The sequence below is a fragment of the Synechococcus sp. Nb3U1 genome (assembly GCF_021533835.1).
Taxonomy (GTDB): Bacteria; Cyanobacteriota; Cyanobacteriia; order Thermostichales; family Thermostichaceae; genus Thermostichus.
The window spans coordinates 354180-378186 of sequence record NZ_JAKFYQ010000002.1 but is presented as its reverse complement, the minus strand read 5'-3'; the positions used below and the strand labels follow the sequence as shown (position 1 = coordinate 378186).

The following is a 24007-nucleotide window of genomic DNA, read 5'->3' as shown; positions in this document are numbered from 1 at the left end:
TCTGGGGGTAGGGCTGAGTCCAGGAGGAGAAGGATGATGGATCCGTTTTGGCTGATTTTGATCCTGTTTGCCGCTCTGTTTGTTGGGGTTGTTGGGCTGATTGTCCTCAACTTTTACCAGAAAAAGAAACGTCGGGAAGCCCTAGAGCAGGTGGCTGCTCGTTTGGGAATGCGGTTTGCTGCCTGGTCAGTTGAGGGGATCCCATCCGGTTTGGATCAATCCGGTTTTGAGCTGTTTCAGCGGGGCCACAGTCGCTGTTCCTTCAATCTTCTGAGTAAGCGGTTGATCGATGACACCGAAATCACGCTGTTTGATTACGAATACACCATTGGCCACACCAGAGATCGCGGTACCTACCGGATGACGGTCTTTTCAGCCTACCAAAAAGACCTACGCTTGCCCAGCTTTCGCCTGCACCCCGAAAATGCTTTTTTCCATGGCATCGCCAAAGCCTTCGGCATGAAAGACATCAACTTCGAGAGTCACCCCAAGTTTTCTCGGAGCTACCTCTTACGAGGACAGGATGAAGATCAAATTCGGATGCGTTTTCACCCTGGTGTCTTGAGTTTTCTGGAGGATCATCTCAACTATGCTGTCGCGGGATCCGGATCCTATTTGATTCTCTGGCGCAGTAACCAGCGGGTACAACCGGAAGCTATTGAAAATTTTATGCGTTTGGGGGAAGAGCTGCTTCAGCGGCTGCGTCGAATCTGAGGCTCCGGTCGAACAGAACCTAAAATCACCGCCGAAGCACCACCCCGGCCAAGCTTAACCCCACCACCACAGACACGTTTTTCCCCCGCTGGGGCTGTTCTCCATAGGCTGGTCAGCCTTGCCTTGCAGTAAACACCAAGTCTTCTAGCCGCACCTTTCGAAACACCACTCGATGGCCTTGGAGAATGGATCCCTTCCTCTGGTTGCTCAGCCAACTTATCCAACCTTCGAGCGTGTTGCTTATCCCGTCCTGACCTTTCTACGGTGGCGGTGCTAGTCAAGCAAGTCAACTACATTCTCTGGGGTAGGGATCCAGAAAAGCAAAAACCCGCTCACTGAGCAGGTTTTAGGGGATTTTTTTACTATCGGAGCGAAAGGATTTGAACCTTCGACCCCCACTACCCCAAAGTGGTGCGCTACCAAGCTGCGCTACGCCCCGATGCACCTACAGGAGAAAAAACTCTAGAAGTGCTTCGCTAGTCTAGCACCAGATCCCAACAGGCGTTAACCCCAGATTGCGGGATCCCGTAAGAGACATGCTAGCTTAGTTAAGCTGTTAAAAAATCACACGCCTGAACCATCGGGTGTCCTTATGGGATCCGTTCGGGCGGAGGCTAACCCGCAGGAGATCACACATTCATGAGCGTAGTCAGTTTGCCTCAATTGCTGGAGGCAGGGGTTCACTTTGGCCACAAAGCCAGCCGTTGGAACCCGAAAATGCGGCCCTACATCTTTACAGAGCGGAACGGCATCCACATCATCGATTTGGTGCAGACGGCCCGTTACCTCAACGAAGCCTACGAGTATGTGCGGGATGCTGCCGACAAAGGGCGGCGGTTTCTGTTCATCGGTACCAAACGGCAAGCCGCCGGGATCATCGCCCAAGAAGCCCGTCGCTGTGGCAGCCACTTTGTCAACCAGCGCTGGTTGGGGGGTATGCTGACCAACTGGATCACCATCAAAACCCGCATCGACCGCCTCAAAGAAATCGAGGAAATGCAGAGCAGCGGCATAATGGATCGCTTGCCCAAACAAGAATCCGCTCGGCTGAAGCGGGAACTGGCCAAGCTGGAGAAATACTTGGGCGGCATCAAAACCATGCGCAAGCCCCCGGATGCCGTGATCATCGTGGATCAACGGCGGGAAGCCAACGCCATCCAAGAATGTGTCAAACTCAACATCCCGATCATCTCTCTGTTGGATACCAACTGTGATCCGGATCTGAGCGATGTGTTCATTCCTTCCAATGACGACGCGATTCGAGCCATCAAGCTGATCGTAGGCAAGCTGGCAGATGCCATTTACGAAGGGCGGCACGGACAGCTCGACAGCAGCGAAGAGGATGAGTTCGACTACGAGGGGGCCATGGATCTAGATGATGAAGGTCTAGAGGACCTGGAGGACGAAGAAGAAGGAGACGCTGACGAAGGCGAGTAACCCCTAGGTCAAAGGCAGGGATCCCCCCCTACCCAGCTGTGGATTTCCCTGCCTGCTCCCGACCCAGAAACTTGTATCCTTGACATATAGGTTCACAATTTACCCCTGAGCCTGCCCATCCTCTGATCCGGCCACACTTTTTTGTCACCCCTTATTTGTACGATGTGAGACTCGAGGAACCCTCATGAGTATTGATGCCAAATTGGTCAAAGAACTGCGCGAGAAGACGGGCGCAGGCATGATGGACTGCAAAAAAGCCCTCGTAGAATCGGATGGCGATATGGAAAAAGCCATCACTTGGCTGCGGCAGAAGGGGTTGGCAGGGGCTGCTAAAAAAGCCAGCCGCGTCGCGGCAGAGGGGGCTGTAGATAGCTATATCCACTTTGGCAACCGGATTGGCGTGCTGGTGGAGGTGAACTGCGAAACCGATTTCGTTGGGCGTAGCGAAGATTTCAAGAAGTTGGTGCAGGATATCGCCAAGCAAATTGCTGCCTGTCAAAACGTGGAATACGTCAGCGTTGCCCAGATCCCCCCCGAAGTGGTGGAACGAGAAAAAATCATCGAAATGGGCAAAGACGACCTGGCCAGTAAGCCTGAAAATGTGCGGGAAAAGATTGTGCAGGGTCGTATCGAAAAGCGGCTGAAAGAGTTGTCACTGTTGGATCAACCCTTCATTAAAGATTCCTCGATCACCGTAGAGGAATTGGTGAAGCAGCACATCGCCAAACTGGGGGAAAACATCCAGGTGCGGCGCTTCGTCCGCTTTGTGCTAGGAGAAGGGATCGAAAAAGAAGAGGTGGATTTTGCCGCTGAGGTGGCTGCCCAGGCCGGTCTCAAACCAGCAGAGCCCCCGAAAGTGGAAGAAGCACCTCCTCCGCCCCTTGCAGAAGCACCTACCCCTGCTCCCACTGCCGAGAGCAAACCGGCCAAAAAGGGATCCACCAAAAAGAAAAAATAAAATAAACCGATGCTAGAGCTGCACTGCCATACCACCTGCTCTGATGGATCCCTGAGTCCATCGCAATTGGTGGAGGCTGCTGCTCGTGCTGGTGTGAAAGCCTTAGCTATTTCCGATCACGACACCCTAGCGGGTTGGGATGAAGCGTTAGAGGCCGGATCCCTTTGGGGAATTGAGATTGTCCCGGCAGTGGAGTTGAGTACCGTTTGGCAGGGGCGGTCTTTGCACCTGTTGGGTTTTTATCCCCGGCCAGAGCAACTCACCCCTCCCTTAGAAGAACGTCGCCAAGGGCGGATCCGACGCGCCGAGGCCATGGTGAGACGCTTAGCAGCACTGGGTTACCCGATCCCCATGCCCGATACCCCTATTGCCCCCGGTCGGCCCCATCTAGCGCAAGCTTTGGTGAGAGCAGGCCATGTGCGCAATGCCCGCGAAGCCTTTGAACGCTTTCTAGGAGATGATAGACCAGCCTTTGTTCCTTACGAAAAGTTCAGCGCCCTGGAAGGGATCCAACTGTTGCGATCCTGTGGGGCGGTGCCGGTATGGGCCCATCCAGCCCTGTTTCGGGGAGATACTTTAGAAAATACCTTTACGGCACTGTTGGAGGCAGGCTTGACAGGCCTGGAGGTTTACCACCCGGATCACAGCGTGCGGGAGAAGCGGCAACTGTTGAAACTGGCCCAGAAACACAATCTGGTAGTGACCGGAGGAAGCGATTATCACGGGCCGAATCAAGCGGGGTTTCATCTAAACATGATGGGCCTGAGCCTGGATCTGCTGGATGCCCTGAAAGTAGCCCACGCCCGTCTGTCCGCTTGAGGGACTTTCCTAGTGTCTGCCTTGGCAGTGTTAACTCGAACACGCTAAGGTAACAGGCGGCCTTTTTGGATCCCTGGCATGAGCTACGTCCTACGCAATGCATTGATTCCCACCCACACGGGCTACGAAACCACAGATGTACATATCGAAGGGGGGAAAATTGCGGCGATTGGCTCAGGCTTATCGGTAACCGGCACAGAACTAGATGCCCGCGATAAATTGCTTTTGCCAGGTTTTGTTAATGCCCACACCCATTCTTCTGAAATGTGGCAACGGGGGATCATTCCTCCCTACCCGCTGGAGCTGTGGATTGCGCAACTGCACGAGTATGCGCCACTGGATTCCGAGAAAATCTATCTGAGTGCTTTGGGCACTGCCGTGGAAACCCTGCTCACGGGGGGTACCTCGGTGGTGGATCACTTGGTACTGATCCCCGGGCAAGAGCTAGCCACCATTGAAGCAGCCGTACAAGCCTACCGACAAAGCGGGATCCGCGCCTTTATTGGCCCCCTGATCCAGGATCAAGCCCTGTCAACAGGGTTACCAACCGGGGAATTCACCGATTTGGAGCACGAGGCTTACCCCCTCACCACCGCCGAAGTGCTAGGGATTGTGGAAGAAGCCGTGCGGCAATTCCATCGACCGGAAGAAGGGGTAACTTTGATGGTGGCCCCGACCGGGATCCAACTGTGTTCGGATGATCTCTTTAAGGGCTGCGTGGAGCTGAGCCAAAAGTACAACCTGCCCCGTCATGCCCATCTGCTGGAAACCCGCGCCCAGCAAATGTTGGCCCAAGAAAAATATGGCTGCAGCGCCGTCGAACATTTGCAACGGATTGGTTATCTGGACCAGAAAACTTCTTTGGCCCACTGCGTTTGGCTGACAGATGCGGATATCGAGATCCTGGCTCAGACAGGATCCACAGTCGTCCACAACCCCTTGAGCAACCTGCGCCTGGGCAGCGGTATTGCCCCCATGCTGAAATATCGGCAGGCAGGGGTGAATGTTTCTTTTGGCTGCGATGGATCTGCCAGCAACGATTCCCAGGATCTGTTGGAAGCCATCAAGATCGGCAGCATCCTGCACAATGTCACCGATTTCGACTACCGCCACTGGATTACCCCCCGCGAAAGTGTGGAAATAGCAGCACGGGGTGGGGCTACTGGCCTAGGCATGGCGGATCAGTTCGGATCCCTGGCGGTGGGGATGCAAGCGGATTTGGTGCTCTACGACCTAACCCAACTGTCAATTCTGCCCCGCACCGACCCGATTGGACTTTTGATTTTGGGCCGCCCCACGCAAGTGGTGGATAGTGTCTGGGTGAAAGGGAAGCAGGTGGTGTCAGCGGGAACCGTAACCACCCTGAATGTAGAGAAGCTACGACAGGATCTGTTTGCCCACAGCAACTGGGATCCCTTCCGTAAGTCGGCGCAGGCGGAACAACTGGAGGCCCGCTACCGCCGTGTCATGGGGTTGCCAGAATAGCCTTAGCAGCGTTGCCGTTGGGATCCCGTGTTGGAGGAAGCAGATCGCGCCAGAGCCACAGAGCAGATTAAGCAACAGGCGCTGGCCCTTGGCTTCGATAAAGTCGGCATTGCTAGCGTGGCGGATCCCCCAGATTTACAGGGCTGGCGCACTTGGCTGGCGCAGGGCATGGCTGCGGATATGGACTGGATGAGGGATCCCCGTCGAGGGGATGTGGGGTTGGTTCTGCCAGGAACCCAATCGGTGGTGTGTGTGGCCCTTAATTATTACACCCCTATTCAGCACAGCTGCGATCCGAGCCAGGGCAAAATCTCTCGGTATGCTTGGGGCCGCGACTATCACCGGGTGCTGGGGCGACGGCTGAAGCAGCTGCACCTGTGGATGCAGACAGCATTCCCCGACTGCCAAAACCGCTTCTACGTGGATACCGGCCCGATCGCGGAAAAACCGTGGGCTATGCAGGCGGGCTTGGGATGGATTGGCAAAAATGGCCTCTTGCTCACCCGCGAGTATGGCTCCTGGATCTTCTTGGGGGTGCTACTCACCACCTTGAAGTTAATGCCGGATCGCCCGCATCCTTTCCACTGCGGCACCTGTACCCGTTGCTTAGTAGCCTGTCCCACCCAAGCAATTGTCAGCCCGGGCGTTGTCGATTCCCGTCTTTGTATTGCTTACCACACCCTAGAAAGCCACGCGGAAGGGATCCCATCTGAAATCGCCCAGAACCTCAACAATTGGGTTGCCGGATGCGACATTTGCCAAGATGTTTGCCCCTGGAACCAACGCTTTGCCCAACCGAGCGGGATCCCGGATTTTCAACCTTATGCCTGGAATGTAGCCCCCAACCTCCAGGATTTGGCCCAGATTAGCGATAGGGAATTCCACCAAAAATTTCCCGCCTCAACCCTACGCAGACTGAAAGCCAAACGGCTGCGACGCAATGCCCAGGCAGCTCTACAGAGTGTTTCAAATTCTGGAGCACAGGGTTTAGAATGTTCTGAAAAGCCCTGAGATCAAAACACGGAGGAAGATTTTTGAATTTGCGTTATGATCCGATTACTCCAGTTGGATGGCTCGATCTTTGCCAGCAGTTGCCTTCGGTATTCCCCAAAGTAGGTGGGTTATGAAGAGCGATGGGATCGCTTTGGTTGCCCTCTTGATAACTGCTCAGGTGTGGCTGAGTCCGCAGGCCATTGCCCAAACTCCGGATCGTATCTGGATCGCTCAGAGAGAAGCAACCGCTCCCGATCTCGGAGAACGGGTTACCTACAGCCACGCTGGCGGTCTTTTTACTGTAGAAGTTCCGCGCACTTGGGAACAGGAAAATTTGGGAGATGACCAGGTTTCGCGGGCGTTCTTTGTTGATCCGGATGGGCCGAGTTGGATAGGGATCGCCATTTTCAAGAGCGACGAAGCCCCCTTATCGGCTCAGGAGCTGGGCTTTCGGTTACAAAAAGATTTAAAAAATGTTTTCAGAGATCGCCCTAACTTTATCATGGATCTAGAGCCGACTTTACAAAATGATAATAGTGTCAGAGTTAGCTTTCAGTACGATGAGGGCACAGTCGTTATGCAGGGGAACAGCTTCATTCAGCAGAATGACGGCTATCTGTCTTTAATCTACATCGTGGTGCCCAGCGACCAATTTCAAGAACTGAAGCCCAGTATCAATCAGATCTTGAATAGTTATCAGGTAAATGCTAATGTGCTGTGGTAAGATATTTTAGTGGGAAATCTCAAGATTAATTTATTTCAAACAAAGATCAGAAAAGTTTTAATTTTAATTCAAATTAACTCAAAAAGACTTTGATAAAAACATCACCTAGAAGCAATTAGAAGCACTGCTTCAGGCTGGGTGCAGACCATATAACCCTTGGGATCCCCACCCGACCCATGCCTGTTGCTGTTCTGTCCGTGCCACGGCTGGGTTAGTTCGAGCTAACATACACTTTCACCATCTTTTATTTCCCTCTTTCAGCTCAGCCCCCGCTCTTACATGGATTACGACAACTATTACTCCAGCTACCAACAGCCTGACCGCCAGAACCTTTTGGGATATGGGTGGAGACCGCTGCATCGGCATTTTGACGCGCAGTATTTCTGGCAACTGGCGATGCAGGATCCCTGGGCTCTGGCCCAAAAAGCCCTGGATGTGTGCAGCGATATCGCCAATGCTGTCGGATGCAATGAATTTAGCCCGCTGGCCAATTTGCTCAATCTTTTCTCGGAAAACACCCGTTACGAAATCGACGAATTCTGGAACAGCGTCACCCCACCCCCGACTACACCTTTCAAAACTCGCTTTCCACCGAAACCCCAATTCAGCAACAGGTGAGCCGAGATCAAATTCCTATCGATTATGTTCTGACCCGCCTCCAAGAGGTCACCGTTTTGAAAATCTTGGCACATCTGGAACGGCCAGCCCAGATCGTACAAGTGTTCATGGATCGCTACTTCTACTACCCAATCGAACGCTTTAGCAGTTGGGAGCAGATCCGCAGTCTGGGCACTGTCTATGCCTTTTGGCCAGAGCATCAAATCTGGCTGCAAATAGAAACCACCTATCAATCTCGCCGCCGTTACACTTTAATGGGTATCGACCTCAAACCCTTGATTCGTAAGGTCACCTACAATCTGGCGGTAATGCTGAGTGGTTACCAAAGTCGGATCGGGCAAATCCAAAGCCCCTATCCGATCAGTTCTTTTCCGGCTGAGATTCAAACCTTCACGGATCAGGTGCAACAGCGGATTTTGCAGCAGGAGCGATTGGCGGTCTTGGTGCACGGGATCCCGGGTACTGGCAAAACCGCTTGGACGCAAGCAGTGGCCCAGGAACTGCTGATGCCGCTGGGTTATGTGGTGTTTATTTTGGACCACGAAGCGATACAAGAATTTATTCCCCCTCCCTATCTGGAACGGGTCTGTCTGATCGTCAATGAAGCCGACAACCTCGCCCAAGACCGCGCCAGCGAAGTGGCCCAACAGAACAGCAAAACTGAGCGCATCCTCAGCCTCTTAGATGGCACGCTGCATCAGAGTGTGCTGGATGAAGAACACCCCCACTACGAACAGAAGCTAGTAGTGTTGATGACCTGCAATACCACCGAACGCCTAGATCCAGCGGTGTTGCGCAAAGGACGGGTAGATTTGATACAGGAATTCACCCATTGCTACGTTTAGGCTGTGATTTCAATCACAAGTCTACAAGGCTGATTTTTCTAGCCTAGAGACAACTCCCAATTCACAACCCCTTGCAACTGTTTTTAACGACCTGCTCCCTGGGCATGGGAAAAGCTGAAATTACAGCTTTTCCCAAGGGTACCCACTACAGGGCTCATGCCTTGTCTGACAACGATTCCCAGTCGTCATCCTCTATGAAGTCGGAAAAAGCTGTCGTCTGTGCATCCGGCCATCCGCTAGAACCCCGGAGCAGAATTCGAGATTGAGATGCAGGAATCGCCGCTGATCCAAGTTATCGACCTGCTGGAGCAAGCCTTTAGACAACTCAGGATAAAGGTTCCTCCTCTGGAAATAGAGCGGATGGCGGTGCTCATCTTTACCCGCATGGAACGGGGATCCCGCCGTTTTCACACCACCCACCACACCCTAAAAGTTAGCAGAGCTCACTCTCCGATTCAGATTTTGGCGGGCCTGTTTCACGACATTATCTACCTACAACTGGATCAACACGCCCCCGATTCCGGCCCCTACGGGTTTCCTAAAAGGCTGGTACAGCATCTGGAGGGTGCCATCATTCCCACCCCCAGCGGGATCCGCATTGCCGCAATTCAGCCTTCTCTGCCGTTGCAAATCTGTTTGCGTCTGTTTAACTTTCAGCCAGGGCAGCACTACAGCCATGCCGATGGCATCAATGAATTTTTAAGCGCTTGTATGGCCTTGGACCAAGTGGGGCCGTGGCTCTCCCTTCAAGATCAAGTGGCGATCGTGGCCAGCATCGAATCCACCATTCCCTTTCGTCCCCGCGATGCCGAGGGCTGTTCCAGCCTGGAGCAGTTGGAACGTCGGATTGAACAACTCAACCACGAGCTGCAGTTGGGGCTGAGCCCTGAACAAATTGGGCAAATGTTGCGGGATGCAGTGGAGCTAGCCAACCGCGATGTAGAAAATTTCGCCTTTGCCGATGCCGGGGCCTTTTTGGATCACACCTGGGCGCTGCTGCCGGAAATGAACCCACGCCTGCTGGAGTTTAATCTCTACTCGGTGGTGGAGTATCGCCGGGTGTTGCAGCGGATGGAGCAGTTTTTTCTCAATTTGGATCCGCAGCTGGTGTTCCGTTATCACCGCGGCTACCCTAACTCAGAAACCTGGCAGGCTATGACCGAGCAGGCTACCCAGAATATCCGCATTGGGAAAGAGTACATCGGGGTGAAACTGGTGGCGATTGGCTTATTAGAGGCGGTGGCCCTCAGCAGTGGTGGAGATGGCCCCATCTCTTTATTTTTGGGCTACCGCACCTCCAGCGAAAGCGGTGAGGATCCCCATCAAACCTTTTGGGAGCAGCAGATGACGGAAACAATCTGCCCAAGACTACCCCACGACCCCGTGGTTTTGGAACTGCTGCACAAGGGCCGACCCAGCACCACCAGCCACGACTTAACCCGCTCTCCTCTAGCGGCTTTCCTTTACCATCACCTAGGCACCGAAGCAACCCGAACCTGGCATAGAACCGTTCACCGAATGTTTGCCCATCACTTGGATCCCGAAACCCTGTTGCGGCAGTTTCAGAAAAGTCATGCCCAAGCCTTGGAGCCGATTTTATACACCTGCGCCCGATTTGCCCCCACTCGCCGCGCCAGCTTGGCCACTTATCTCAAGCTCTAGGTGGCTCGCAATTGCACCGGCATGACCAGATAGCACAAGCGCATTGCCCCGATGGGCTTCCAGATGGCGGGTTGTGTGGCACCGTTAAGGTCTAGGCTCACCTGCTGGGTATGAAACACCTTGAGGGCATCGAGCAAGTAGCGCACATTAAAGGCCAACTCCAAATCCGGCCCAGACATCTGTACCGGCAGAGATTCTTGGCCGCTGCCCACATCGGGAGCTTCGGTGCTGATCTGTAGGGTTTGGGTTGCTGAGGAAAGATTGAACTTGATGATGTCGTTCTTTTGAGCGGCAAACACCCCAACCCGCTCCAGGGATTCGATTAAAGGCCGCCGCTCTAGGGTCACTTGCCGCTCAAATTGGGTGGGAATCAGACGGTTGTAGTCGGGGTATTGGCCATCCAAAAGGCGGCTGGTGATCAAATGGCGCTCGAGGCCGAATTGCACCTGTGCCCGATCAAAACGCAACTGCACCGTATCGGCAGCTTGGTTACTCAGAATCCGCTCCAACTCCCGCAGGGTGCGGGCAGGAATGGTGAAATCCAGCCTAACTCCCCCCAGATCCTGCCCCGCCAATTCACTCGGGATCCCGGCACTGCTCGTGCCGCGCACAACCGGGAAGGTTATCAGCTCAGTCTGCACGGTCGCCAGACGATGCCCATCGGTGGCGGCAAACTCTAACAACGGCGGATCCCCCTCCCCAGCCAGCAGCTTGACATGCACCCCCGTCAACACCTGTTTGGTTTCATCTCCAGAAGCAGCAAAGAGGGTGTGACCGATCCCCTGCAGCAGGCTCTCAATGTGCAGTTCCAAAGCTTGTGCCGCTTCACCTCCATCACCGGCGCCCACTTCCGGCAAGGTGGGGTAGTCCTCAGCCGATAAGCCTCGCACCTGGTACTGACCCGCAGCAGAAGTCAGGGTCACGGGAGCACCTTCTTGCGGCTGGCTCAAGGTGATCTTGCCACTGGGTAGGCGACTGACAATATCGCTGAAGAGCTTGGCGGGCAAGGTTGTCCGGGCAGAATGCTCCACCTGGGCGTCAAACTCGCTGCGAATACCCAGGTTCAGGTCAAAGGCGGTGAGGGCAACCCGTTGAGTTTCCGCGTCTGCCTCCAGCAACACATTGGCCAAAATCGGCAGGGTGGGACGACTGGCTACGGCTCGACCGACTGACGCGAGGTGATGACTGAGATCCGCTTGCTCGCAGGTCAGGTTCAGGGCCATGGAGGGGGAGGGATCCCCTTCTGAACCTCTGCCAAAGCGGCTCTGAGACCAGGACTCCGTCTCGTTGACACGTTGACGCTCCGCGTTGTCGGTGGGACTTTGGGCTTGCACCATGAGGGGCACTTGAGGGCTGAACACGCACATCCTACACTGACTGCCCGAGTTGGATCCCTGCCCCTTGCAGCAACTTTGCCAAAACGCAGATCTTGCGTGCGAGAAGTTTAAGATCTCGATCCCTGCTTTATCTAATATTTTGATCTAGTAGTAGTAGGGGCTGTGGAAACTGTGGAAAGTGATCCCCAACACCTTGTACCACAACCTTTTGACCCTATTCCCCACCTGTGGAAAAAATGTGGAAAACTAGCCAAGTTTTCCACAGAGTATTTATACCTGTTAATAACTTGGGGGGTTTTTCCACAGGTTTTCCACAGGTTTTTAGAGTTTTCCACAGGTTTTCCACAGGCTGATGGGGCAGAAATGTTGCTATTTCCTGACAAAGTTACAAAACTTAACACACAGTCAGTGTGAGATCCCTTAATGTGGTGAATCCTCCCTCTAGATGTGGTTGGGCATTCCATCGTGGCTTGGGCGGGCCATGGCGGTTTTCCACAGTTTTTCCACAGGCTGTGAAAGGAAGCTTTCGCTGCCCTTTTTTCCATTGCTGGGTTGAAGGGATCCCTTGGTCAAAGAGATAGCCATTCGGGTGGTTGAGTACGAGGAGAGTCTTCATCGTGGAGCGCTCCTAGAAGCCATTGCTCAACTCCAGGATCACGAACGGGCGTTCGATCCCCATCTGTTATCGGGACAAGTGATGGCAGTGGATGACCTGTTCCCAATGATCCCCGTGGAGACTCTGCCTACATTTCCGACTTGTTTGTGGAAACTAGCTACCGCGCTCAAGGGCCTGTGTGAAGTGGGAAAAGGCTGTAAAGAGCTTTGCTGACTGAAATAGGGATTGGCTTCCCTTTAGGTGTCTCGGTTGTTGGCGGTGACCCGTAGTCGCTCCGCCAGGTTTTGCAGTTGTCGCTCAAATTGCAGATTTTCCCGCTGTAACTGAGTGACCTTTTCGCAGCTATAGATAACCGTGGTGTGATCTTTTCCTCCAAAATAATCCCCGATTTTGGGCAGACTGAGGTTGGTGTGGTGGCGCATCAAAAACATTGCTACTTGCCGTGCTTGGCTGATATCCCGTTTGCGGGAGGAGCCGAGAAGACTGTCGCGGTCGATGCCGAATTCTTCACAAACCACGCCAATGACAATGTCGGCGGTGATCTCTTTCGGTTCGGTGGGGGGGTTGAGGATCGGCTGAATGGTGTCCACACTCATCGGCAGGCCGGAGATGGAGACATAGGCCACAGCTCGAATCAAAGCTCCTTCTAACTCCCGAATGTTGTTGGTGTAGGTGGTGGCGATGTACTCGATCACCCCGGCGGGTAGGTTCATCCCCTCGTACTCGGCTTTTTTCTTGAGAATAGCCATGCGGGTTTCGATATCCGGTGATTGAATCTCGGCGATCAAGCCCATGGAAAAGCGGGAACACAACCGTTCCTGAAGACGGGGGATCAGATGGGGGGAGCGATCGGCGGCCAGGATGATTTGTTTGCCGGATTCATGCAGGGTATTGAAAGTATGAAAAAACTCTTCCTGGGTGTATTCTTTACCTTCGATGAACTGGATATCATCTACCAATAAGACATCCACATCCCGGTAATGCTCCCGAAATGATTGCATACCGTCCCGCCGGATCGCATCAATCAAATCGTTGGTGAAGCGCTCGGTAGACACGTAAAAAATTTTGGCCCGCCGATCCGCCTCCAGTTGGTAGTGGCCAATCGCCTGCATCAGGTGGGTTTTGCCCAGCCCGACCCCACCACAGAGAAAAAGAGGGTTGTAGGCGCGCCCGGGCTTATCCGCCACCGCCAGGGCCGCGGCATGGGCCATGCGATTGTTGGAGCCGACCACAAAGCGGGAAAAGGAGTACTTGGGGTTGAGATCCGGCGCGCGCATTGGCAGGCCGCCATTCACTTCCAGTCCGAGGGTGGCGGAAGCAGGCAAACTGCTGCCATCGCGGGATGTTGGGGAAAGTGAGCCAGAACCTGGCCCATAAAGGGCAGCTGAGTGGGGTTCTTCTGCGGCTAGGGCATGGGGAGAAACGGAAAACTCCACCTGCAACGGGATCCCTGCTACCCGTTGCACCACTTCGGTGATGGTGGGGGCATAGTGTTTCTGCAGCCAGCCCCGTGCCCATTCGCTGGGGGTACAGATGGTGAGGCGGTTATCCACCAAAGATTCGGCCCGAGCCGTTTTGATCCAGGCCTCGAAGGTTGGACGGCTCAGTTGCACCTGCAAGTGCCCCAAAGCCTCATCCCAGAGTTGATCCAGGGAGATATCCACGCAACACACCCAACGCGATAAGTCAATGACCCAGCGGATCCGCTACTGGGATCCCTCGGCAGGGACTCAGGATATCCCAATTTAGCTGCTTCGCGCAGGGTGGCCAATCTAGCAATTTCTAAGTGAGTCTGCTACGATCCTAAATCCGTGACTAGCTGCAAGTGGACTGGACTTTGGCTTGCGTTGGTGAGCTTTAGTCTCGTCAGCATCGTCAACACGGATGCAACAGATTCAACCAACATTGTTTTGACCTCATATTGACCTCATATTGACCTCATATTGACCTCACGGATTCCTCACCATGACCAAGCGTACCCTTCGCGGCACCAATCGCAGACGCATCCGAGTCTCTGGGTTCCGCGCCAGAATGCAAACCGCAACTGGGCGGCAAGTTTTGCGGCGGCGGCGAGCCAAAGGGCGGCATCGTCTGGCTGCTTCTTAGTGTGTGGGTCAAGTTTGCCAAGTTTAAATCCTAAGCAGCGATCCCATTCTGCTGAACTGTTTTTCCTAGTCTTTGCCTGTTGATGTTGCCTGCTCGTCATCGATTGCGCGATCGTCGAGCCTTTCAAGCTTTGTATCAGGAGGGGCAGCGCCGCTCCAGTGGGGGTCTAACGGTACTGTTTCGCCCAGTAGAGTCAGGGCTCCCCAGCCAGGTGGGGTTGGTGATCAGCAAAAAAGTGAGCCAATCGGCAGTACGTCGAAATCGGTTGCGTCGCCAGTTGCGGGAAATCTTACGGTCTCTGTGCCCAAACCTGAAACCCGGATACCGGCTGCTGTTGATTCCCAAAGCCAGTTTGTTGAGCTGTAGTTGGAAGCAGTTGCGGGCAGAAGTCCAGCGGCTGTTGCAAAAGGCGGATTTACTGGAGGTGCAGCCCAGGGATCCCGAGTGAGGCTGCGTGGAATTGGGTTTGCAGGTTAGCTACGCAAGTTTTGCTACCCATGCTAGCCTGTTGCCATCATCTGGTGGTGGCCACACTAGATGTGCGGTGTCATGTACGTCAAGCAGATCGAGTTGACCCGATTCAAGTCTTTTGGTAGCACGACCTCGATGCCGTTGTTGCCAGGGTTTACCGTCATTTCTGGCCCTAATGGCTCTGGCAAATCCAATATTCTTGATGCGATCTTGTTTGCGCTGGGGCTGTCTTCCTCGCGGGGGATGCGGGCGGAAAAGCTGCTGGATCTGGTACATTCGGGCAGTCTCAACAGTCATCGCCGAGTAGAGACCCATGTTTCGGTGACCTTTGATCTGGGTCAGGGATCCCCTCCTATTGGGTATGGAGATACCCATGGAGCTGGAAATGGAGCAGCCCATCCCACGGAATGGAAAGTGAGCCGTCGCCTGCGGGTCAGCCCTGGCCGGGGAGAGGATCCCGATTCCCCTGCCTACACCAGCACCTTTTATATCAACGATGTGCCCTGTACCCTGAGCGAGCTGCACGAACAACTGGAGGCGATGCACATTTACCCGAACGGCTACAACGTCGTTTTGCAGGGGGATGTCACCAGCATTATTTCTATGAACGCCAAAGAGCGGCGGCAGATCATCGACGAATTGGCGGGGGTAGCCACCTTTGATCGCAAAATTGCCCAGGCCAACAACAAGTTGGAGGCGGTACGAGAGCAAATTGAGCGGTTCCGGTTGATCGAGCAGGAACTGCAAGCTCAAGGAGAGCGGTTGCTCAAAGAAAGTGAAAAGGCCCAACAATACCAGCAACTGCGGCTGCACCTAGAAACCCTGGAACAGCAACAACAGGTGCTGCTTTGGCGGCATTTGCAAACCCAAGTGGAGCAAACTCAGGACTCCATTCAGCAGCTTCTCAGCGCCCAGGCGCGGGCCACTACTGAGCTAGAGACTTTGAACGAGCATTTGCAACAAGCAGAAGCCACCCTGACGAAGTTGCAAAGCCGCATCCACGCCCTAGGGGAAGAAGAATACCTGCACCTGCAAGCCCAGATCGCCACTGCTGAGGCACAACTGCAGCAGGCCAGCCAACAGATTGAAACTTGGCAGCAGGAGATCGAGCAGGAGCAGCGCCTGCGACAGCACTGCCAAGAGCATCTGCTCCGTTTGGATGCGGAACTGGAACACCTACAAACCGAACAGGAGCAACTCACCCAAGCCCAGGGATCCCTGCAAACCCAGCATCAGAAAGCCCAAGCCAACCTCGAGCAAAGCCGAGAACAACTGCGAGCCTTGGCCCAATCCTCGGATGCTTGGGTGAAACAACAGCGCTATCTCACCCGCCATGTGGAGGAGATCCGCGCCGAACAGGAACCTCTACAGCAGGAGCAAATTCGCTTGCAAGAACGGCAACGACAACTGGAACGGCAGGGCCAAGACACCCAAACAGAGATCGCCCAGATTGAGAACTGGCTGGGATCCCATCTCGCTCTCACCGCTGGCTTGGAACAGTCTTGCCGCCAGTCGGAAGCTCAGGTGCAAACCCTGGCGCAAGAGTTATCGCAGCTGCAGGCCAGTTTGGAATTGGATCGAGCCACCCACGAACGCCTCACCGCCGAGCTACACAGCAAACAGCGGCAACTGGACAAATTGGAAACCCGCCGTCAAGTGCTGCAAGAATCCCAGGGATCCCGTGCCACCCAAGCAGTGTTGGGTGCTCGCCTGCCGGGGGTATTGGGGTTGGTGGCCCAGTTGGGGCAGGTGGATCCGCAGTATCAACTGGCTCTGGAGATCGCTGCCGGCAGTCGGTTGCAGTTTGTGGTGGTAGAAGATGATACCGTTGCCGTCAGTGCTGTGAACTTTTTGAAACGAGAAAAAGCAGGGCGGGCTACCTTTTTACCCTTGAATAAACTACAAACTACCCGCCCTCCCAACCCCTTGAAATTGAATGGCCTGATTGATTATGCCATTCGCCTAGTGCGTTTTGAAGATCGTTACCGAGATGTGTTTGGATTTGTGCTCGGCTCTACCCTGGTGTTTGAGAGCCTAGAACTGGCTCAGCCCCACATCGGCAAGCACCGCATCGTCACCCTAGAAGGAGAGCTTCTAGAAACCTCCGGGGCGATCACCGGTGGCACCAGCCAGCACCGACAAGGGATCCACTTTTCGGCCAGCGAACACTCGGAAGTGGACGAATTGCGCGTCCGCCTAGAAGATATTGAAGAATTACTCAAAGCCCTTATCCCACGTTTGCAAGCTGGCCAAGCCCGCGAGAAACAACTGACCCAAGCCCTGCTGTCTGCCCGCCAAGACACCCTGCAAGCCCAGCAATACTTAGAACGCCACCAATCCGATTGCCAAAACCAGCAGGCCCGCCTTAAGCAACTGCAGGGATCCCTGGCGCAATTGCACACCGAAAGCCAGCAGGTTCAGCAGCGGCTCGACCAGATTCAGCTTTACCTTGTTCCTCTCGAACAGCGCCTGGCGGATCTCACCCTCAAACTCAGCCAACTGGAGGGATCCCCGGTGAACCAGCATTGGCAGCAAACTCAGCAGAAGGTTCAACAGCAGGAAAGTCACCTAGCAGAACTTCAGCAGCAGCTGACCCAACTGGAGCGGCAACGGCAGGAAAACTCCACCCAGCAACAACTGAATCGGGCCAAGGTGCAGCAGCAACAGGAGCGCCTACAGGAGAGCGAGCAGCGTCAAGCCCACCTCCAGGCGCAGATGGCTCAACAGCAAGAAAGTATTCGCCAAACCCAAGAGCACATCGCCAACCAACGGCAACACATGAGTGAGATCGAAGCCCGCCTTGCCCACCTGCGCCAAGAACGGGATCAACAGGAATTTCAAGTGCGGGCCCAACAACAGCAGATCCAACGCCTCGATTGGGAACGCTACAACGCCCTCACCCAACAACAGGAAAAAGAAGCCCTGCTGGCTCAACTGCAAACACAATTGCAAGCGGCTGCCCAAGATCTGCCCGACTCGCTTCCTGATTTACCTACTAACTGGACTTTGGATGAGCTACAACGGCAAAAACGCAAAACCGAAGACAAACTGCGCTCCCTTGAACCTGTCAATATGCTGGCGATCACTGAGTATGAAGAAACCCAGGTACGCCTCACGGATTTGAGTGCTAAGTTGGAGACCCTAAACCAAGAACGCACAGAATTGTTGTTGCGCATCGAAAATTTTGCCACTCTACGTCGCCAAGCCTTTCTGGATGCCTTTAACGCTGTTGATGGTCATTTTCAGACCATTTTTGCCCAGCTTTCGGATGGTGATGGCCATTTGGAATTGGAAAATCCAGAGGATCCCTTGGCGGGTGGTCTGACCCTAGTGGCCCACCCGAAAGGCAAGCCGGTGCGTCGTCTTAGCTCCATGTCGGGAGGGGAAAAATCCCTGACGGCTCTCAGCTTCATTTTTGCTCTGCAGCGGTTCCGGCCCTCCAGTTTTTATGCCTTTGATGAGGTGGATATGTTTTTGGATGGGGCCAATGTGGAAAAGTTGGCCAGCATGATTTGGCAGCAATCCCGTCAGGCGCAGTTTTTGGTGGTAAGTTTGCGTCGCCCCATGATCGAAAAGGCAGAGCGCACCATTGGCGTGACCCAGGCTCGTGGTGCTCATACCCAAGTGATTGGTTTGACGAACCCAACCCCTCACGCCGGTTAGGGCATTGGTTCTCTGGTTCTTTCAGGAGGTGCTGGGGAACTCCTGCTTCGGGATCCCGTACTCTAGGCTACCGATTTTCGGATCCCGTCCCAATTAGCGTGAGAAGAGATCCATTGCATGATTAACTGATGCTGGTCACTCAACAGCCTCAACTGCAGCACTTTTGGTATCCCATCTGTCGGATTGGGGAGCTGGAGGCAGGGCCATTGCGCTTTGTTTTGCTGGGATCCCCGCTGGTGCTCTGGTCGGATGGCTTGGGGGGTGTGTTTGCCCTGGCGGATCGCTGCTGTCATCGCACGGCTCGTTTGTCCCAGGGACGGGTTATCGAGGGATCCCTTCGGTGCCCCTATCACGGTTGGCGATTTGATGGTAGGGGCCGTTGTGTGAGGGTACCCCAGATCGGAGGAGGGATCCCGGAATCCTATCGGGTACCTGCCTATGCTGCTCAGGTAGCTTATGGCTACGTGTGGGTAGCCTTAGAGGAGCCTCTGATCGGGATCCCAACCATTGCCGAAGCCTTTGATCCAGCGTTTCGTCTGATGCACCAACTGTGTGAGCCGTGGCGCTGTAGCGGCTTGCGCCTGATGGAAAACTCCTTTGATATGGCCCACTTGGCCTTTGTGCACAGCAGCAGCTTTGGGGATGCCGAGCAACCCATTCCTCCCCGTCTGGAAACGGAAGTATTCGAGTATGGCTTGCAGGTGCGTACTTGGGTGCCCGTCGTCAACCCGCCCGAGCAGCAGCAAAATTTGCAAATGGCCGACCCTAAGACGATCCAAAACAACGACATGGTGTGGTATATACCCTTTGGTCGTAAGCTCACCCTCACCTATTGCAATGGCGTTGTCCGTATCATCTGCACCTTTGCCACTCCCATCGACGATGCCACCTCACAGGTGATCCAGTTCTGCCTCAGCAACGACACAGAAGCAGAGGTGCCAGAAGCCGATATCACCGCCTGGGAACGGGCCATCGCTGCCGAGGATCGCGGCATTTTAGAAACCACCGACTACGACACACCGCTGGATTTGGCCCAAGAGCAACACATGGCCTCCGATAAACCCGGGATCCTGATGCGTCGACAACTGGCTCAATTGTTTTCTGGCTCCTAATGACCCCTTTTCTAATCTTTTCTAGTCTGGAGATCCCCGTCATGAGTTCCGCCACTGTGCAAAATCAAGTTGTTACCGTTACCGAAAAGATCCCGATGGTGGATATGCATCCTTTTATTCACGGGGATCTCAGCCAACAGGAACAAGTGGCCCAACAGATTTATCAAGCCTGTCATAAAATTGGTTTTTTGTATCTCACCAAATTTGGTATTGAACAAAGTGAAATCGATAGATTCTTTGAACAGGCGCGCTGGTTTTTTGCTCTACCCCTAGACGTAAAAAATAGCCTTTCCTGGAAAGATCATGGCAGCAATCGAGGTTACTCTCCTTTGGAAAGTGAGCGGTTGGATCCGAGCTTGCCCGGCGATCTTAAAGAGGGCTTCAATGTTGGCAAAGAAGGCCCGATTGTACACCCTGCTACCGCCTACGACCACCCTAACCTCTGGCCCCCAGAAGCGGAGCTCTTCCGGGAGAGGGTATTATCTTTCTTTGAAGCTGCCAGTACAGCAGCCCAGCATATTTTGCGGGCTTTTGCCTTAGCTTTGCAGTTGCCGATAGATTACTTTGCCCGTCGTCATGATCGACAGCATTTTATTCTGCGCCTGTTGCACTACCCACCCTTGCCAGAACACCTACAAACGGGGCAAACCCGTGCCGCAGCCCACACTGATTACGGCAGTATTACCCTGCTGTTTCAAGACTCGGTTGGTGGTTTAGAAGTCTGCAACCAACAGGGAGAATGGATCCCGGCTCCTTGGATCCCAGGGGCAATTTTGGTGAATACCGGCGATTTGATGCAGCGCTGGACCAACCATGAATTTTGTTCTACCCCCCACCGTGTTGTCCTGCCGACGGGGCCACAAGCTCAGTATTCCCGCTACTCCACAGCCTTTGTGGTCTACCCCAATTTTGATGCCGAAATTACCTGTGTCGGTCGTCATCACCGGGATCCCCTTTATCCGCCGATTCTCACCCAAGACTATGTGCTGGGCCGCCTGCAAGCGACTTATTAATTTCGGATTACAACCCTTTCCCTAGTCACTCTGCACAGCGCCCCTTCGCCCCTAAGTCGGCCTACTCTGACCATTCGCCGTGCGGAATTGGGAGATGTTGAGGCACTACAAGCTCTCTTTACTGAGCCTGTGAAATGCCCTTTGCTAGTTTGGCCTCTGTTCAGCAGCGCATTGCCCAATCTTGTGATTCCAACTATCTCCTTGTGGCGTGTGATGGCCCGAGGCTGATTGGCACTTTGTCCTTGACGGCATAAACACTGCCTCGCATGCGGCATGTGGCCAAATTGGGATCCATTGCGGTTCATCCTGCTGAACAAGGTAAAGGGGCCGGTTCTGCCCGGATGCGAGCAGCTCTAGAATTGGCAGATCAGTGGTTGAATGGACGCCGTTTGGAATTGATGGTTTATTCCGATAATTCGGCAGCCATTGCCCTTTACGAGAAGTTTGGCTTTGTGAGCGAAGGACGTTTGCAAGGCTTGGCTTTTCGGCAAGGGGAGTATGTGGATGTGTCGATGATGGCCCGTCTGCGCCAAGAGTAGGGACATCGGGATCCAAGCGGCAGCGGATCGTCTCTGGGTGGTCATAGTGACGAGCTGCCGTCTCAACAGCACGCGTGACGTTGTCCGAGGTGTTGGAGTTGATAATCAGCAGGCGCATTAGACTAAGCCGAGGCCAGAGACAGTTGACCAGCTTTGTAGGCTGCCCAACCGCCGAAGTGAGAAATATCCGGCCACTGGTGCTTTTCCACCAAAGATTTGGGGTAAATCATGGCGATAGCCAAGCTACCGTCTTCTAAGTGAACTTGGCCCGGATAAAGATGGGGAGGTTCAGAGGCCAACAGCGCTTCGTACTGCTCGGAGGTCATTTCGTAGAGTTCTCCCGCCAGAGCTACACCCCCTGATTCCACCTCATATACGCCAGGATGCCAACCGGATTCCACCGCATGCATACGGTAGCGGGGTTGGGTACGCACTGGGCCGACGAAACGGGCACTTTCCACATTGGCATGATCCGGCTGGCCGGTGAGGGCAGAGCCACAGATAAAGATGCGCTGCATAGTGCACTCCTCAAAATCAAAAAACAAAAACTGGGTAGACGCTGAAACGGCTCAGATTGGGCAAGGATGTTCAGATTAAATCATCAAATCAACCTTTCCTCCTCTAGGCAGGTTAGACCCGTGTGCCCCGCATATGCTGAACTTCCCGAATCACCCTGGCTTTGCTGGCGACGAGATGTTCGCTCATGGACTGGGTGGCCAGAATCGGATCCCGTTGCGCAATCGCCTCATAGATGCGCCGATGCTCCACCCGCACCTCCAGCACGCCCGGATTGTGGTAGGTGGTTTGTAGACGTAGGAGCACCATCTTGTCGAACACCTGATCCAGCAGAGAGACCAACCAGCGGTTGCCGGAACTCTCCGCCAATAGGTGATGAAAGCGGTAGTCCACATCCAAGAGCGCCTGCGGATCCTGCTCTGCTAGGGGGATGCTCGTAAGCTGCTCCGCCTGCTGCACCAGCTCCTGCATTTTTTTCAGTTGGCTGGAACTGGCCTGTTGGCAGGATCCCATCACCGAAAGGTGCTCTAGGGCCAAACGGCAGTCGTATAGCTGAGCAGCATCTTGCTCGGAAAAGATGGGCACATGCAAGCCCCCACTGGGGCCGAGGATGAGCAGCTCCTCCCGTTGCAGTTGGCGTAGGGCTTCCCGAATCGGGGTGCGGCTCACCTGCAGTTGCTCCGCCAAAACGGTCTCCACCAGCCGTTCTCCTGGCGCTAAACGACCGGAAAGAACTGCTTCCCGTAATGCTTGATAGGTTTGCTCGTAGAGAGACTCTTTGCGGGGCAGAGAACGCAAGGCAGCACTCAAGGGAACCTCTCATCAATTAAAACGGGCGGTAGTTATTAGCTTATCACCAATCAGCATACGGTATACACTAAGAACAGCCGATGGGATCCTTCGCCTTGGCCTATTCTGAACGGGTTTTTCCATGATGCCCACCCTAACGTCCCTTGCTGTTCTGGAAATGGAGCAGGCAGAGCAGTTGTTTGCTAGCCTTCGCCACCACACTACAGATGTTCCCGGCATTACCCGCGATACCTATGGCGCGGGGGAAAACGTGGCCCATGATCTGATGGCTGCAACCGCCCGCGACTTGGGCCTCGAGGTGACAGCCGATGCGGCTGGAAACCTCTACATGACCTTGCCTGGACGGGATCCCTCAGCCCCCCAGATTATAATGGGATCCCATTTGGACTCGGTACCCCATGGAGGCAATTACGATGGGGCTGCCGGTGTGGTGGCGGGTTTGATGGTGTTAGCGCGCCTAAAACGGTTGGGTCGGATCCCACAGCGCAGTGTCACGGTGATGGGGTGTCGGGCGGAAGAATTGTGCTGGTTCCCGGCTCCTTACATCGGCAGTCGAGCTGCTTTTGGCTTGCTTCCTCCAGCTTTGCTAGATGGCTTGAAGCGTGCGGATACGGGCCTGAGCTTGGCCGAACACATGGCGACGTCCGGTTTTCAGCCGGAGCGCCTGCGGCAGGGGGAAGTCTATCTGCGTCCTGAGCACATCCACTGCTATCTGGAATTGCACATCGAGCAAGGGCCAGCACTGGTGGATGCCGGGATCCCGGTGGGGATCGTGACCGGGATCCGAGGCAGCTTGCGCTACCGTCACTGTCGGATTCAGGGCCGCTACGCCCACGCGGGGGCAGTGCCTCGTCATCTGCGTCAGGATGCGGTGTTGGCGGGGGTAGAGTTTGTCCAGGCACTAGAGCAACACTGGCTACAGCGGGAAGCAGATGGGATCGATTTTGTGGCCACGGTGGGAGAATTTAGCACCAATCCAGAGCACCATACTCTGACAAAAGTACCCGGTGAAGTCCAGTTCACGATGGATATTCGCAGCGAAGATCACCCAGCTTTGTTGGCAACAGACGTTTACTTGAGAGAGATTGCCGCCGACATTGGCCAGCGCCGGGGGGGCACGATCGACTTGGGGGAATGTACCCATGCTCTGCCAGGATTGATGGATGTCAACCTGCGCCAGAGATTGAAAACCTTGGCCCAACAGCAAGGGATCCCGACCTTGGCCATGGCCAGTGGGGCGGGACATGATTGTGCCGTGTTTGCCAACCAAGGGATCCCGACGGCAATGGTGTTTGTGCGCAATGAAAATGGCAGTCACAATGCCGATGAGGCGATGGATATAGCGGATTTTGCCTTGGGTTGGCAGCTATTGGCCGCTCTGGTGGATGAGCTGAGCGAGTGAGTAGGAGAAATTCAGGATAATGCTCAGGATATTGAAAGGATCGATCCATTGATCCATCCGTTGATCCAGCACATGCCACATACCAACTGGCATGACCACCCCGGAATGGGGCGGGCTTCCTGAGATTGCCTGACACGAGAAAAGCGCCAGAAGCTGACGCTTAGCAA

At 54.4% G+C, this 24007-nt stretch carries 21 protein-coding genes, 1 tRNA gene and 1 pseudogene; 17 read left to right on the top strand and 6 right to left on the bottom strand.

Translation table 11 applies throughout. The features are described from left to right. Nucleotides 1-33 precede the first annotated feature (33 nt). Nucleotides 34-714, top strand: a complete 681-nt coding sequence (locus tag L1047_RS12245; protein WP_235279253.1) for a hypothetical protein — start codon at nt 34-36, stop codon at nt 712-714. Nucleotides 715-1079: 365 nt separating this feature from the next. Here the strand turns inward: L1047_RS12245 and L1047_RS12240 are convergent. Further along, nucleotides 1080-1153: transfer RNA gene (locus L1047_RS12240), tRNA-Pro, on the bottom strand. A 200-nt stretch (nt 1154-1353) separates the two neighbouring features. Here L1047_RS12240 and rpsB point away from each other — a divergent pair. The 9 genes and pseudogenes from rpsB to L1047_RS12195 all read left to right on the top strand — a co-directional run bounded on the left by rpsB (nt 1354) and on the right by L1047_RS12195 (nt 10255). Beyond that, nucleotides 1354-2151: a 30S ribosomal protein S2 gene (gene rpsB, locus L1047_RS12235; RefSeq protein WP_235279252.1), complete on the top strand. Its 798-nt coding sequence runs from the start codon at nt 1354-1356 to the stop codon at nt 2149-2151. 184 nt (nt 2152-2335) lie between these two features. Then, nucleotides 2336-2980, top strand: a pseudogene (gene tsf, locus L1047_RS12230) (translation elongation factor Ts); the annotation flags it as partial. 138 nt (nt 2981-3118) lie between these two features. Then, nucleotides 3119-3928 (top strand): PHP domain-containing protein, encoded by an 810-nt coding sequence (locus L1047_RS12225; protein ID WP_235279250.1) that lies wholly within the window; start codon nt 3119-3121, stop codon nt 3926-3928. Nucleotides 3929-4006: 78 nt separating this feature from the next. Then, entirely contained in the window at nt 4007-5413 is a 1407-nt protein-coding gene (locus L1047_RS12220; protein WP_235279249.1) for an amidohydrolase, read from the top strand. A gap of 66 nt (nt 5414-5479) precedes the next feature. Continuing rightward, nucleotides 5480-6424 (top strand): tRNA epoxyqueuosine(34) reductase QueG, encoded by a 945-nt coding sequence (gene queG, locus L1047_RS12215; protein ID WP_235279668.1) that lies wholly within the window; start codon nt 5480-5482, stop codon nt 6422-6424. Between the two features lie 112 nt (nt 6425-6536). Further along, nucleotides 6537-7130, top strand: a complete 594-nt coding sequence (locus tag L1047_RS12210) for a hypothetical protein (RefSeq protein WP_235279248.1) — start codon at nt 6537-6539, stop codon at nt 7128-7130. Between the two features lie 279 nt (nt 7131-7409). Next, nucleotides 7410-7748 carry a hypothetical protein gene (locus L1047_RS12205; protein ID WP_235279247.1) on the top strand — a complete coding sequence of 113 codons (339 nt, stop codon included), beginning with the start codon at nt 7410-7412 and terminating at the stop codon, nt 7746-7748. After that, a complete protein-coding gene (locus L1047_RS16665) occupies nt 7745-8593 on the top strand; it encodes an AAA family ATPase (protein WP_235279246.1) in 849 nt (282 codons plus the stop codon). The genes L1047_RS12205 and L1047_RS16665 overlap by 4 nt, the downstream gene beginning before the upstream one ends. A gap of 267 nt (nt 8594-8860) precedes the next feature. Beyond that, nucleotides 8861-10255 carry a hypothetical protein gene (locus L1047_RS12195; protein WP_235279245.1) on the top strand — a complete coding sequence of 465 codons (1395 nt, stop codon included), beginning with the start codon at nt 8861-8863 and terminating at the stop codon, nt 10253-10255. On the opposite strand, the gene dnaN is transcribed toward L1047_RS12195, so the two are convergent. The 3 genes from dnaN to dnaA all read right to left on the bottom strand — a co-directional run bounded on the left by dnaN (nt 10252) and on the right by dnaA (nt 13872). Next, nucleotides 10252-11472 (bottom strand): DNA polymerase III subunit beta, encoded by a 1221-nt coding sequence (gene dnaN, locus L1047_RS12190; RefSeq protein WP_235279667.1) that lies wholly within the window; start codon nt 11470-11472, stop codon nt 10252-10254. The genes L1047_RS12195 and dnaN overlap by 4 nt on opposite strands. Nucleotides 11473-12033: 561 nt before the next feature. Beyond that, on the bottom strand, nt 12034-12177 hold the full coding sequence (locus tag L1047_RS12185) for a hypothetical protein (RefSeq protein ID WP_235279244.1): 144 nt from the start codon (nt 12175-12177) through the stop codon (nt 12034-12036). Nucleotides 12178-12444: 267 nt separating this feature from the next. Further along, nucleotides 12445-13872, bottom strand: a complete 1428-nt coding sequence (gene dnaA / locus L1047_RS12180; protein WP_235279243.1) for a chromosomal replication initiator protein DnaA — start codon at nt 13870-13872, stop codon at nt 12445-12447. Between the two features lie 301 nt (nt 13873-14173). Between dnaA and rpmH the strand changes: the two genes are divergently transcribed. The 6 genes from rpmH to L1047_RS12150 all read left to right on the top strand — a co-directional run bounded on the left by rpmH (nt 14174) and on the right by L1047_RS12150 (nt 21112). Next, entirely contained in the window at nt 14174-14314 is a 141-nt protein-coding gene (gene rpmH, locus L1047_RS12175; protein ID WP_235279242.1) for a 50S ribosomal protein L34, read from the top strand. Between the two features lie 82 nt (nt 14315-14396). Beyond that, nucleotides 14397-14762: a ribonuclease P protein component gene (gene rnpA / locus L1047_RS12170; RefSeq protein ID WP_235279241.1), complete on the top strand. Its 366-nt coding sequence runs from the start codon at nt 14397-14399 to the stop codon at nt 14760-14762. A 101-nt stretch (nt 14763-14863) separates the two neighbouring features. Beyond that, nucleotides 14864-18448, top strand: a complete 3585-nt coding sequence (smc, locus tag L1047_RS12165; RefSeq protein WP_235279240.1) for a chromosome segregation protein SMC — start codon at nt 14864-14866, stop codon at nt 18446-18448. A 128-nt stretch (nt 18449-18576) separates the two neighbouring features. Further along, nucleotides 18577-19560: an aromatic ring-hydroxylating oxygenase subunit alpha gene (locus L1047_RS12160; protein WP_235279239.1), complete on the top strand. Its 984-nt coding sequence runs from the start codon at nt 18577-18579 to the stop codon at nt 19558-19560. Between the two features lie 41 nt (nt 19561-19601). Further along, complete coding sequence (locus L1047_RS12155) at nt 19602-20573, top strand: isopenicillin N synthase family dioxygenase (protein WP_235279238.1); 972 nt, start codon at nt 19602-19604, stop codon at nt 20571-20573. A 266-nt stretch (nt 20574-20839) separates the two neighbouring features. Next, nucleotides 20840-21112 (top strand): GNAT family N-acetyltransferase, encoded by a 273-nt coding sequence (locus L1047_RS12150; protein WP_235279237.1) that lies wholly within the window; start codon nt 20840-20842, stop codon nt 21110-21112. A gap of 122 nt (nt 21113-21234) precedes the next feature. On the opposite strand, the gene L1047_RS12145 is transcribed toward L1047_RS12150, so the two are convergent. Both L1047_RS12145 and L1047_RS12140 read right to left on the bottom strand, forming a co-directional pair. Continuing rightward, the gene (locus L1047_RS12145; RefSeq protein ID WP_235279236.1) at nt 21235-21630 is read right to left on the bottom strand and encodes an allophanate hydrolase-related protein; all 396 of its coding nucleotides are present in this window, start codon (nt 21628-21630) and stop codon (nt 21235-21237) included. A gap of 112 nt (nt 21631-21742) precedes the next feature. Then, nucleotides 21743-22438: a GntR family transcriptional regulator gene (locus L1047_RS12140; protein WP_235279235.1), complete on the bottom strand. Its 696-nt coding sequence runs from the start codon at nt 22436-22438 to the stop codon at nt 21743-21745. Nucleotides 22439-22559: 121 nt separating this feature from the next. Between L1047_RS12140 and L1047_RS12135 the strand changes: the two genes are divergently transcribed. Next, complete coding sequence (locus L1047_RS12135) at nt 22560-23840, top strand: Zn-dependent hydrolase (RefSeq protein WP_235279234.1); 1281 nt, start codon at nt 22560-22562, stop codon at nt 23838-23840. Nucleotides 23841-24007: the final 167 nt, after the last annotated feature.